Below are 11,231 nucleotides of genomic sequence, written 5' to 3' on the forward strand. Positions count from 1 at the left end.
GCTGCGGCCCCTGCCGGCTCCGGGTCCGGGCGCAGCCCGGGGAACACGGACGGGTCAGACCCCGTGCCCCTTCGCGGCGGCCTTCGCGGCCTTCTCCGCCGCCTCCTCGGCCTCCCACTCCGCGATCACATCGATCGGCGGCGGCGCCTTCGCCAGGAAGACCCACGTGAAGTACACCGCGAGCACCATCGGCGGCAGCTTCAGCGCGATCAGCACCCAGCCCAGCTGCGTCGCGTCGCCCCACCAGTACAGCGGGAAGAGGATCGCGTACTTCGCGAGGAAGATGAGGCCCCAGGCCAGGCTGGCCTTGGTGTAGGCCTTCTTGCGCCCCGGGTTGCGCGTGCGCCAGGACAGGTTCTCCTTGAACACCGGCCCGAGGATCACGCCCAGCAGCGGGAAGCCCACCAGCGCGGAGAGCGTGAAGGCCACGCCCAGACCGGCCCCGTAGATCATGCCGGGCAGGTAGAAGCCCTTCGCGCTGCCCGTGAACAGGGCGAAGGCCACGCCCACGCCCACGCCGAAGACCCCGCTGAAGGCGTGCTTGACCGTGTCCTTGCGCAGCAGCCGCACGATCACCAGCAGGACCGCGACCGCGCCCGCCGCGATGGCGGACCACTTCACGTCCTTGTTGATCGTGTAGATCATGACGAAGAGCAGGCCGGGCAGCATCGTCTCCACGGTGCCCCGGATGCCGCCGAAGGCGTCGAAGAGCGCCGCCTGCGTCACGGCCTTCTGATCCGCGGACGGATCCGCGTCGGGCGTGGTGGGTTTGTCGAGTGACGTCACCGTCAGTGCTCCTGTCCGAGCGGTCGGAGTTCGTACTTCGGGTTGAAGAGCACCCGACGGCCGTGGCTCATCGAGATCCGCCCGGAGGCGATCATGCGACGGCCGGGTTCGATTCCCACGATCGAGCGACGTCCGAGCCATACGACGTCCAGCGCGGCGGAGCCGTCGAACAGCTCGGCCTCCAGCGCGGGGACGCCGGCCCGGGGCCGCAGGGTGACGGTCCGCAGGGTGCCGGTCACCTTGACTATCTGACGGTCGTGGCAGTCGCAGATCCGCGTGCACCCCGCGGCTTCTGCGTCCTCCTGCAGCTCCGCGGAATGCAGCTCCTCCTGCGAGGTGGACAGCCGCTCTATCATCCGGCGGAACCGGCCCGCCGGCCTGGCGGGCTTCGCCGGCTTCGCGGGCTTCTCGGGACGCGGTTCAGCACTCATAACAGGAAGCGTACCGGCGCGCCCACTACCTCTCGAAGCGGTATCCCATGCCCGGTTCCGTGATGAAGTGCCTCGGGTGCGAGGGGTCGGCCTCCAGCTTGCGGCGCAGTTGCGCCATGTAGACCCGTAGGTAGTTGGTCTCGGTCCCGTACGAGGGCCCCCAGACCTCCTGGAGCAGCTGCTTCTGGCTGACCAGCTTTCCGCCGTTGCGGACCAGCACCTCCAGCAGGTGCCACTCGGTGGGCGTGAGGCGTACGTCGCGGCCCGCGCGCACCGCCTTCTTCGCCGCGAGGTCCACCGTGAAGCCCTCGGTCTCGACGATCACCTCGTCCTCGCCGGACCCGGCGCCCGGCTCCGCCCGCCGGACGGCGGCGCGCAGTCTGGCCAGCAGCTCGTCCATGCCGAAGGGCTTGGTGACGTAGTCGTCGGCCCCGGCGTCCAGGGCCTCGACCTTCTCGTCGGAGCTGTGCCGGGCGGAGAGGACCAGGATCGGGACGCGGGTCCAGCCGCGCAGTCCCTTGATCACTTCCACGCCGTCCATGTCGGGCAGGCCCAGGTCGAGGACGACCACGTCGGGGTGGCGGGCGGCCGCGAGCTCCAGGGCGCTCGCCCCGTCGGCGGCCGCGTCGACCTCGTACTTGCGCGCCTTCAGATTGATCACGAGGGCTCGGACGATCTGGGGTTCGTCGTCCACCACGAGCACCCGGGTCATTGAGGGCCTGCCTTCTGTCGTATCGGATCAAGATCGAAATCTACGGGGTGCTCCGGCCCGCCGGGCGCGCTGCGCCCCTCGCCGTCCACGCTCACGCGCACCTGCGGCCGCCCGCCCGTGACCGCCCGGAGGGTGAGCACCATGGTCAGCCCGCCGCCGGGGGTGTCCTCGGCCGCCAGGGTGCCGTCCATGGCCTCGGCGAACCCGCGCGCGACGGCGAGGCCGAGGCCCACGCCGGCCCCGCGCGGGGCGTCTCCGTGCCGCTGGAAGGGGGCGAAGATCCGCTCCTTGGCCTCGTCGGGCACGCCCGGCCCGCGGTCCACGACCCGTACCTCGACCCGGTCGCCGAGGAAGCTGGCCGCCACCAGCACCTGCTCCCCCGCCGGGCTGTACTTGACGGCGTTCTCGACCACGTTGGCCACGGTCCGCTCCAGCAGCCCCGGGTCCACGGCCACCATGGGCAGCGTCTCCGGGACGTCCAGCAGGACGCTGTCCTCCGGTACGCCGCCCAGCGCCATCGGGACCACCTCGTCGAGGTCGATCTCGCGGATCAGCGGGGTGACGGTGCCGGTCTGGAGCCTCGACATGTCCAGCAGGTTGCCCACCAGGTGGTCGAGCCGGTCCGCGCCGTCCTCGATGCCCTCCAGGAGCTCGGCGCGGTCCTCCTCGGACCATTCCACGTCGTCGGAGCGCAGGGAGCTGACCGAGGCCTTGATGGAGGCCAGCGGCGTACGCAGGTCATGGCTGACGGCGGCCAGCAGCGCGGTCCGGATCCGGTTGCCCTCCGCCATCCGCCGGGCCTCCTCGGCCTCCCCGACCAGCCGCTGCCGGTCGAGCACCACGGCGGCCTGGGCGGCGAAGGCGCCGAGCACGCGCCGGTCCTCGGCGGGCAGCACCCGCCCGGACAGGGCCAGCGCCATGTGGTCGCCGATCGGCATGTCCACGTCGGCGTCCTCGGGGCGGGCGACCGGGTTCGGGCCGACGCTGCCGGCCGGCTGCCAGGGTTCGACGTCGCTCTCGCGCTCCAGCAGGGCCACCGACTCCATGGCGAAGGTCTCGCGCACCCGCTCCAGCAGCGCGTTCAAGGTGGTCTCGCCGCGCAGCACGCTGCCGGCGAGGAAGGAGAGGATCTCGGACTCGGCGCGCAGCCGGGCGGCCTGGTGGGTGCGGCGGGCGGCGGCGTCGACGACGGAGGCCACGGAGCCCGCGACGCCGAAGAAGACCGCGATGGCGACGATGTTCTTGGGGTCCGAGACGGTGAAGCGGTGGATGGGCGGGGCGAAGTAGTAGTTCAGCAGCAGGGAGCCGACGGCGGCGGAGGCCAGCGCCGGCCAGAGCCCGCCGAGCAGCGCGGCGGCCACGGTCAGGGCCAGGAAGAGCAGCATCTCGTTGGCGAGACCGGGGTCGGTGTCGATGTGCGTGAGCAGCGCCGCGAGCAGCAGCGGCAGGAACACGCCGACCACCCAGCCGGCCAGGATCCTGGTCCGTCCGAGCCGGGCCGCCGAGCGGACCACGGGCAGGCCGCGGCCCTTGGCGGCCTCCTCGTGCGTGACGATGTGCACGTCGAGGTCGGGCCCCGAGTCGCGGGCCACCGTGGCCCCGACCCCGGGGCCGAAGACGTACCGCCAGGAGCGGTGGCGGCTGGAGCCGAGCACGATCTGGGTGGCGTTGACCCCGCGGGCGAATTCGAGCAGGGCCTCGGGGACGTTGTCCCCGATGACATGGTGAAACGTTCCGCCAAGATCCTCGACCAGCGTCCGCTGGACCGCGAGCTCCTTCGGCGAGGCGGCGGTCAGCCCGTCGCTGCGGGCGATGTAGACGGCCAGGATCTCGCTGCCGGACCCCTTCGCCGCGACCCGGGAGGCACGCCTGATCAGGGTGCGCCCCTCGGGCCCGCCGGTGAGCCCCACGACGATCCGCTCGCGCGCCTGCCAGGTGGAGCGGATGTTGTGCTCGCCCCGGTACTGCTGGAGGTACTCGTCGGCCCGGTCCGCGACCCAGAGCAGCGCGAGCTCGCGCAGGGCGGTCAGGTTGCCGGGGCGGAAGTAGTTGGACAGGGCCGCGTCGACCTTGTCGGACTTGTAGATGTTCCCGTGCGCCATCCGGCGGCGCAGCGCCTGCGGGGACATGTCGACCAGTTCGATCTGGTCGGCCCGGCGCACCACCTCGTCCGGTACGGTCTCCCGCTGCCGCACGCCCGTGATCGACTCCACCACGTCGCCGAGCGACTCCAGGTGCTGGATGTTCACGGTGGAGATCACGTCGATCCCGGCCCGCAGCAGCTCCTCCACGTCCTGCCAGCGCTTGGCGTTGCGCGAGCCCGGCACGTTGGTGTGCGCCAGCTCGTCCACCAGCGCTATGGCCGGTCTGCGGGCGAGGAGCGCGTCCACGTCCATCTCCGTGAAGGCTGCGCCCCGGTAGGTGAGCTCCTTGCGCTCGATCTGCTCCAGCCCGTGCAGCATGACCTCCGTGCGCGGCCGCCCGTGGTGCTCGACGAAGCCGACGACGCAGTCGGCGCCGCGCTCCACCCGGCGGTGGCCCTCCGAGAGCATGGCGTACGTCTTGCCCACGCCCGGCGCCGAGCCGAGATAGATCCGTAGCTTGCCGCGTCCCATGCGCTCATTCTCGGGGACATTTCCCCCGTTCACGCGCCGATCGTGGCTTACGGGCCGATTCCCTGACGGTTCCCTGACACCCGGTGACACCCGCGGCCGGCACCCGGTGACACCGGGCGCCCGGCACGGCCGACCCCCGGCGGGTACGCCCGTGGGCCGTACCCCCCAGGGAGTACGGCCCACGGCCGGAAACGATCGCCTCGTGCGGCGCGGCGGGGATCAGCGGACCTCGGTGATCTCCGGGCCGCGCTCCAGCTGGCCCATGCCGCCGCCGAAGCGGGAGCCTTCCTGCTCCTCGGTCTGCACGCCGTCCGGCACCATCTGCGCGTCGTTCGGCAGCTTCAGGACGATCGGGTCGCGCGGGGCCATCGGGCCCTCGCCGCGGACCACGACGGTGTCCAGGAAGATCCGCTCGAGCACGCCGGCCGACTCGGGGCGCACCGCGCCCTGGCCGGAGATGACACCGCGCAGGAACCAGCGCGGTCCGTCCACACCGACGAAGCGGACCAGCTGGGCGCCGGTCTGCCCGTCCGGGAGCGGTACGGGAACCTGCGCGCGCAGCTCCCAGCCCAGCGGACCCTCGACCTCGTCGATGATGCCGCCCTGCTTGGTGATGCCCTCGGCGATCTCCTCGCGGACCTCGCCCCAGATGCCTTCCTTGCGGGGCGCGGCGAAGGCCTGCAGCTGTACGGCGCTGTCGCCGAGCACCACGGTCGCGGCGACGATCGCGTCACCGGCGACCTCGACGCGCAGCTCCATGCCCTCGACGCCCGGTACGAGGATGCCGCCGAGGTCGACCCGGCCGTCCTCGGGGTTGCCGGGCACCTCGGAGACGTCCCAGGGGCCGTCGGGCCGCGGGGCCGGCGGCAGGTTCACCCTGCGCAGACGGATCCCGTCGGTCTCTTCCACGCCGTCCTGCTCATCGGCGCCGACGCCGTCGACGACCTGCTCGGCCGCGCCGCCGTCCTTGACGGAGTCGTTCTTCTTGCGACGTCCGAACACGTCACTGTCCTTCCCGGTCGGATACGACCGAAGCGTAGCCATTCCCACCCTGCTGACCAGCGCCGGATCCGGCCACGGCCGCATGACCACCGGTGGAGCCGAAACCCCCCTCGGCCCGCGCCGAGTCGGGGAGCTGCGCCACCTCGTGGAAGCGCACCTTCTCGACCCGCTGGACAACCAGCTGGGCAATGCGGTCGAAACGCTCGAACCTGACGCTCTCGCGCGGGTCGAGATTGACCACGATCACCTTGATCTCCCCACGGTACCCGGCATCCACCGTCCCCGGGGCATTCACGAGCGCGAGCCCGCAGCGGGCGGCCAGGCCCGAGCGCGGGTGCACGAAGGCCGCGTAGCCGTCGGGCAGCGCGATGGCCACCCCGGTGGGCAGCACGGCCCGCTCGCCCGGCTCCAGTTCCGCGGCCACGGTGGTGACCAGGTCGCAGCCGGCGTCGCCGGGGTGACCGTACGCCGGAATCGGGACCTCCGGGTCGACGCGCCTGATGGCCACGTCCACGCCGGTGTTGTTCTCAGACATCAGGGGTTCACCTCGAAGGCGCGTGCGCGCCTGACCTGGTCCGGGTCGGCCATCGCCGCCTGGATCTCCTCGGGCCGTCCGTTGTCGATGAAGTGGTCGACCTTCACCTCGATGAAGAGGGCGTCCGCGCGCAGGGCGACGGGGCCCTCGGGACCGCCTATTCGACCGATGGCGCTGCAGTAGATCTTCCGGCCGGCGACGGCGGTGACCTCGGCCTCCAGGTACAGGACGGTGTCCACGGGCACGGGCCGGACGAAGTCCGTCTCCAGCCGGCCGGTGACGGCGATGACGCGCAGCAGCCAGTTCAGGGAGCCCAGCGTCTCGTCGAGCGCGGTGGCGAGCACACCGCCGTGGGCCAGGCCCGGGGCGCCCTGGTGGGCGGGCTTGACGGTGAACTCCGCGGTGACGCGCACGCCCTCGCCCGCGCGGGCCTCCAGATGGAGGCCGTGCGGCTGGCCCTCGCCGCAGCCGAAACAGTGCTCGTAGTGCGCACCGAGGAGCTCGCCGGGTGCCGGGGCGTCGGGATGCCGGACCGGCGGGGCGGCATCGGCCGGGGGCGTCAACGCTGTGTTTCGTCCACTCACAGCCGCAGACCTTACCCGCGCGGCTACCCACGGGTCGCCTCGTGGCAGGCTTGACCGCATGCAGCCTTCCCCCGCGCACCACGACGAACGCCTGACCGCCCCCCGCTCCTGGTGGGGCATCGCCGTACTGACCGGTCTGGCGTGCGCGCTGATGCTGCTGCCGCTGGGCACCCTGCCGCCGCTGGCCGGTCTGGTCGGCGGCACCGCGCTGACGGGGCTGCTGGTGAGTTCGTACGGGTCCCAGCGGGTCCGCGTGATCGGCGGCGCGCTGGCCGCGGGGGACGCGCGCATCCCCGTGGCGGCGCTGGGCGAGCCGGAGGTCCTGGACGCCGAGGAGGCCCGCGCCTGGCGCACGTACAAGGCCGACACCCGCGCCTTCATGCTGATGCGCAGCTACGTGCCGACGGCGGTCCGCGTCGAGGTCACCGACCCGGCGGACCCGACCCCGTACGTCTACGTCTCCACGCGCGAGCCGCAGGCCCTGGTGGCGGCCATCCGCGCGGCGCAGGCAGCGGCCTGACCTGACGGACGACCTGGCCGGACGCGGCGGCCCGGCCCGTGCGGACGGCCCGGGCGACGGGCCTCAGGCGCGCGGGTCCGGTCGGCGGCCCTCGAGTGCGGGCGCGGTGGCCCCGGGAAGGGGCTGGGCGGGCTGCTCAAGGGGCGGGAGCGGGCGCAGGGCGCTCCAGGGCACGGCCCTGCTCCGCAGGTCCGTACGTACCTTCTCGGCGAGTTTGCGGGTGTCCCTGCGGTTCATGACCGCTCCGACGGCCGCACCGACCATGAACGGCATCAGGTTCGGCAGGTTGCGGAACATCCGCTTCATGATCTGCTGGCGCAGTTCGCGCTTCATCTGACCGCCGAGCGCCGCGTTGAGCGTGGTGGGCTTGGTCAGGTCGACCCCGCGCTCCTCCGTCCATGACGTGAGGTAGGCGAGGCTGCGCTCCTTGAGGTTGCCGTGCGGCCGCAGGCCGTAGACCTCGTGGAGTTCGGCGATGAGCTTCAGCTCGATGGCCGCGACCCCGGTGATCTCCGCGGCCAGCTCGGCCGGCATCGCGGGCGGCACCGGCAGCATGGCCGCCGCGCCGATTCCCGCGCCGATGGTCGAGGTCGCGTTGGCGGCACCCGCGATCAGCTTGTCCGCCAGCTGATCGGGACCGAGGCCCGGGAACTGCGCGCGCAGGGTCGCGAGGTCCCGAACCGGAACGCGCGGTGCGTTCTCGATGACTCGGTCGGTGAGGTAGAGGGCGGCGGCCCTGGCACTTTCGCCGCCCTTGCGCACACCGTTCTTGACGGCTTGCAGCCGACGGACCCCGGCGCTGTACCGGGACCCCTCGCCGGCCTCGGAGGCCGACGGCACCGCCTCGGCGGTGTCGGGGAGCACGGCGGGTACGCCGGGGGCTCCAGGGGCCGTTTCCAGGTCCTTGGTTCCCGCCTGCGTCTCCGCCGGATCACCAGGTTTCCGGAAGCGGCGCTTCCGGAATGGTGTCGAGCCAGTCACGGCCGACGCCTGATCAGTCGCAGTCGCGACAGATCGGCTGACCGTTCTTCTCGCGCGCCAGCTGGCTGCGGTGGTGCACCAGGAAGCAGCTCATGCAGGTGAACTCGTCGGCCTGCTTGGGCAGGACCCGGACGGCCAGCTCCTCGTTGGAGAGGTCGGCGCCGGGAAGCTCAAGGCCTTCCGCCGAGTCGAATTCGTCCAGGTCGACGTTCGAGGACGACTTCTCGTTACGACGAGCCTTCAGCTCTTCGATGCTGTCGTTGTCGACGTCGTCGTCGGTCTTGCGCGGGGTGTCGTAGTCCGTTGCCATTGTTCGCTCTCCCCCTCTGGGATTTAGCGGGTGTCTCAGCGCACGTAACGCGCGAGAGGCCGGACTTGTGCCCGACCTGAGGCGGAGATTTTGCCTCACATCAAGGTCTGTTACTCAATCGACACCCAGCCGCACATCAGAAGGAGCGATTGGCTGGGATGACGACCGGGACCGTACACGGTCCGGGGGCCGTCTTGCACAAACGCCACCCCATGTATTTCCCGCCGTTAGGGGGGCCGGAAACCCGGACTTCCCGGGCTTTCCGGCCTCCCCCAGGTCACTGAACGCATCTGGACGGACACTCGGCACTGTGATCGATCGCACAGAAGTCACTGCCTTCATGCCCCAAGCATTCAGCCAACGGCGAACACGGGGTGACCGGCGTCACAAGGGTAGAGTGACACGCATCACGAGGCCACCGCCCTCGCGCGGGATCGCCTGGATCCTGCCGCCGTGTGCGCGCGCCACAGAGCGTGCGATGGAGAGGCCGAGCCCGACACCCTTGTCGCTGCCCGTTCGCTCCGTACGCAGCCGTCTGAAGGGCTCGAAGAGGTTGTCCACCTCGTACGCGGGAACCACTGGACCCGTGTTCGACACCAGCAGGACCGCCTGGCCGTGGACGGCCTCGGTGGTGACCTCCACCCAGCCGCCTTCCGGAACGTTGTAGCGGACGGCGTTCTGCACCAGGTTGAGCGCGATCCGCTCCAGCAGCACGCCGTTGCCCTGGACCACGGCCAGCGCGCGCTCGCCGCGGATCTCGATGCCCTTGGCGTGGGCCTCCCCGCGCGCCTGGTCGATGGCCCGCGAGGCCACCTCCGCCAGGTCCACGGGTTTGCGCTCGATGATCTGGTTGTCGCTGCGGGCCAGCAGCAGCAGGCCCTCCACCAGCTGTTCGCTGCGCTCGTTGGTGGCGAGCAGGGTCTTGCCGAGCTGCTGCAGCTCCACCGGAGCCCCGGGGTCGGAGAGGTGCACCTCCAGCAGCGTCCGGTTGATGGCCAGCGGGGTCCTCAGCTCGTGCGAGGCGTTGGCCACGAACCGCTGCTGGGCCGTGAAGGCCCGCTCCAGCCGGTCGAGCATCTCGTCGAAGGTGTCGGCGAGCTCCTTGAGCTCGTCGTCCGGCCCGTCCAGCTCGATCCGCCGGGTCAGGTCGGAGCCGACCACCCGGCGGGCGGTCCGGGTGATCTTGCCGAGCGGCGAGAGCACCCGGCCGGCCATCGCGTAGCCGAAGGCGAACGCGATGATGCTGAGGCCCATCAGGGCCATCAGCGACCGGCTCAGCAGGTCGTCCAGCGCGTGCCTGCGCTGTTCGAGGATGCACGCGTTGATCGCGGCGTTGAACTGGTCGTGGGTCTGTCCCGTGCCGACCACGCCGGGGCAGCTGCTGGTGACCTGGATGTCGGTGCCGCCGACGATCTTGAACGGCAGCGCGTTGCCCTCGCGCAGCGCCTGCGCCGCCAGCAGGTAGATGATCGACAGCAGCAGGATGCCCGCGATCAGGAACATCCCGCCGTACAGCAGCGTGAGGCGTATGCGGATGGTCGGCCGCAGCCAAGGGAAAGGACCCTCGGGCTGGCCGGGGTCCCAGGTCGGTTTCGGTGGTGCCGGTGGTGGCGCCGGGGTCGCTGCCACCCGCGTCAGATCCGGTAGCCGGAACCGGGGACGGTCACGATGACCGGCGGCTCCCCGAGCTTGCGCCGCAGCGTCATCACCGTCACGCGCACCACGTTGGTGAAGGGGTCCGTGTTCTCGTCCCACGCCTTCTCCAGGAGCTGCTCGGCGGACACGACCGTGCCCTCGCTGCGCATGAGGACCTCCAGCACCGCGAACTCCTTCGGCGCCAGCTGCACCTCCTTGCCCTCGCGGAACACCTCGCGCCGGTTCGGGTCCAGCTTGATCCCCGCGCGCTCCAGCACCGGGGGCAGTGCCACGGTGGTGCGGCGCCCGAGCGCCCGTACCCGCGCGGTCAGCTCGGTGAAGGCGAAGGGCTTGGGCAGGTAGTCGTCCGCCCCGAGCTCCAGGCCCTCGACCCGGTCGCTGACGTCCCCGGACGCCGTCAGCATCAGCACGCGGGTGGGCATGCCGAGCTCGACGATCTTCCGGCAGACGTCGTCGCCGTGCACGAGCGGGAGGTCCCGGTCGAGCACGACCACGTCGTAGTCGTTGACTCCGACGCGCTCCAGGGCCGCGGCGCCGTCGTACACGACGTCCACGGCCATGGCCTCCCGGCGCAGTCCGGTGGCCACCGCATCGGCGAGCAGCTGCTCGTCCTCGACGACGAGTACGCGCACGTCGTTTCCTTCCTCAGTGCCCTTCAGGGCAGGCGTGTGGTGCGTCGTCCATCCTGCCCCTTTCGGCCGTAAACCGGCTGTAAGACGCCACGCGGGGGCCTCTCGGGGGTTACTCGGGGGACGGAAGTGAGGATTCCCTCGCCTCACGAGGTTTCTGGGTCCAGGGCGGCGGGGAGGACGACTTCACACCCCGAACACTCCCTGACGGCGCACTGCCACGTGCGGCCGCCGACCCACGAAGAGGGGGCGAACCCACCATGGACGCATTCACCGCGGGTCTCCTGCAGCGCATCAGGAGCACGCAGTCGGACCTCAGGCAGGCTCGCGAGACGGGCGACGACTTCCTCGTGGAAGTGGAACAGGCGGAGCTGGAAGACCTCCAGCGCATCGCAGCCGATCACGGCGTTCCCGTCACCGTCTCCGCCTGCTGATCCCGCCACCTGACCGACCTCGAACCCCGGCCGCCC

The 11,231-nt window shown here is 71.3% G+C and carries 13 protein-coding genes; 2 read left to right on the forward strand and 11 right to left on the reverse strand.

The features are described 5' to 3' along the window. Positions 1-54: 54 nt before the first annotated feature. The 7 genes from ACWGDE_RS29950 to ACWGDE_RS29980 form a co-directional block, all read right to left on the reverse strand. Positions 55-786, reverse strand: a complete 732-nt coding sequence (locus ACWGDE_RS29950; RefSeq protein WP_453392166.1) for a DUF3159 domain-containing protein — start codon at positions 784-786, stop codon at positions 55-57. A 2-nt stretch (positions 787-788) separates the two neighbouring features. After that, positions 789-1,217, reverse strand: coding sequence for an OB-fold nucleic acid binding domain-containing protein (locus ACWGDE_RS29955; RefSeq protein WP_112451269.1), 429 nt, complete (start codon positions 1,215-1,217; stop codon positions 789-791). Between the two features lie 25 nt (positions 1,218-1,242). Beyond that, positions 1,243-1,929 carry a response regulator gene (locus ACWGDE_RS29960; protein WP_453392167.1) on the reverse strand — a complete coding sequence of 229 codons (687 nt, stop codon included), beginning with the start codon at positions 1,927-1,929 and terminating at the stop codon, positions 1,243-1,245. Beyond that, a complete protein-coding gene (locus ACWGDE_RS29965; RefSeq protein WP_453392168.1) occupies positions 1,926-4,544 on the reverse strand; it encodes a DUF4118 domain-containing protein in 2,619 nt (872 codons plus the stop codon). The genes ACWGDE_RS29960 and ACWGDE_RS29965 overlap by 4 nt, the downstream gene beginning before the upstream one ends. A 219-nt stretch (positions 4,545-4,763) precedes the next feature. Continuing rightward, entirely contained in the window at positions 4,764-5,546 is a 783-nt protein-coding gene (locus ACWGDE_RS29970; RefSeq protein ID WP_453392169.1) for a DUF3710 domain-containing protein, read from the reverse strand. Between the two features lies 1 nt (position 5,547). Next, positions 5,548-6,081 carry a dUTP diphosphatase gene (gene dut / locus ACWGDE_RS29975; RefSeq protein ID WP_453392170.1) on the reverse strand — a complete coding sequence of 178 codons (534 nt, stop codon included), beginning with the start codon at positions 6,079-6,081 and terminating at the stop codon, positions 5,548-5,550. Further along, positions 6,081-6,665 (reverse strand): PaaI family thioesterase, encoded by a 585-nt coding sequence (locus tag ACWGDE_RS29980; RefSeq protein ID WP_453392171.1) that lies wholly within the window; start codon positions 6,663-6,665, stop codon positions 6,081-6,083. Before ACWGDE_RS29980 ends, dut begins: the two co-directional genes overlap by 1 nt. 58 nt (positions 6,666-6,723) lie before the next feature. On the opposite strand from ACWGDE_RS29980, the gene ACWGDE_RS29985 reads away from it, so the two are divergent. Next, a complete protein-coding gene (locus tag ACWGDE_RS29985) occupies positions 6,724-7,185 on the forward strand; it encodes a DUF3093 domain-containing protein (RefSeq protein ID WP_453392172.1) in 462 nt (153 codons plus the stop codon). Between the two features lie 63 nt (positions 7,186-7,248). Here the strand turns inward: ACWGDE_RS29985 and ACWGDE_RS29990 are convergent, their stop codons facing one another. The 4 genes from ACWGDE_RS29990 to ACWGDE_RS30005 form a co-directional block, all read right to left on the reverse strand. Continuing rightward, positions 7,249-8,166 (reverse strand): hypothetical protein, encoded by a 918-nt coding sequence (locus tag ACWGDE_RS29990; protein WP_453392173.1) that lies wholly within the window; start codon positions 8,164-8,166, stop codon positions 7,249-7,251. Between the two features lie 13 nt (positions 8,167-8,179). Next, complete coding sequence (locus ACWGDE_RS29995; protein ID WP_214953127.1) at positions 8,180-8,476, reverse strand: DUF4193 domain-containing protein; 297 nt, start codon at positions 8,474-8,476, stop codon at positions 8,180-8,182. Positions 8,477-8,860: 384 nt separating this feature from the next. Further along, the gene (locus ACWGDE_RS30000; protein WP_453392174.1) at positions 8,861-10,105 is read right to left on the reverse strand and encodes a sensor histidine kinase; all 1,245 of its coding nucleotides are present in this window, start codon (positions 10,103-10,105) and stop codon (positions 8,861-8,863) included. Between the two features lie 5 nt (positions 10,106-10,110). Continuing rightward, a complete protein-coding gene (locus ACWGDE_RS30005; protein ID WP_030008767.1) occupies positions 10,111-10,764 on the reverse strand; it encodes a response regulator transcription factor in 654 nt (217 codons plus the stop codon). A gap of 257 nt (positions 10,765-11,021) precedes the next feature. Between ACWGDE_RS30005 and ACWGDE_RS30010 the strand changes: the two genes are divergently transcribed. Further along, positions 11,022-11,195, forward strand: coding sequence for a hypothetical protein (locus ACWGDE_RS30010; RefSeq protein WP_204357838.1), 174 nt, complete (start codon positions 11,022-11,024; stop codon positions 11,193-11,195). The last annotated feature ends 36 nt before the right edge of the window (positions 11,196-11,231 follow it).

It is taken from the genome of Streptomyces sp. NPDC054956, assembly GCF_053609185.1.